This is a genomic window from Vibrio sp. 1562 (assembly GCF_033340155.1).
Taxonomy (GTDB): Bacteria; Pseudomonadota; Gammaproteobacteria; order Enterobacterales; family Vibrionaceae; genus Vibrio; species Vibrio alginolyticus.
The window spans coordinates 1-577 of record NZ_JAWOVY010000592.1 but is presented as its reverse complement, the minus strand read 5'-3'; the positions used below and the strand labels follow the sequence as shown (position 1 = coordinate 577).

The 577-nt window shown below is 50.4% G+C and carries 1 protein-coding gene; it reads right to left on the bottom strand.

Features of this window, described 5'->3' with window-relative positions:
- The coding region (locus R7Z49_RS26575) for a DUF294 nucleotidyltransferase-like domain-containing protein (protein ID WP_318112658.1) at positions 1-577 on the bottom strand (577 nt) is incomplete at both ends.

Sequence of the window (577 nt, the reverse complement as noted above, 5' to 3'; positions counted from 1 at the left end):
GTTGTATTCTGGGCTAGCCACCCATTTCTGATAGTACTCTTTCCAACGACGAATTGGCTGACACCACTTTGGTGATGCTGCCATGTACTTGCCGTCACAAAGCGGATAGCCGCACGCCGCCAAACCATTACACACCCGCATGGCAAGGTGAGTGAAGTACAGTTTATGTTCTTCGGTGACGTCATCGGAAAGCACAATCGCACTGTCTTGGTCCGACAGCATGTGCACTTCGTTACGGGCGTGAGAGCCTGCAACCAACCACGCGTAATCACATGGCGGTGGGCCCAACAGTTCTTCATTGAGCTGGATGATGCGGCGCGTGAAAGCGTCCATGATCATCGACATCACTCGACCCTGAATTTCCGCACTCACACCGCTTTCCACCAACGCTTGGAAAATGGTTTGACGTTCTTCTTTCAACGCCGCCAGCGCGTTGAGTGAACTCGCGTATTTGATTTTCTCTATTAAGAACAAAGACTGCGTGCGGTGGTTATGTACTAAATGTGTTGTCGTTAGAAGTCCTTTCACTTGCTTGCCATGTACCACGGGCAAACAGCGAATGTTGTATTGCAGCATC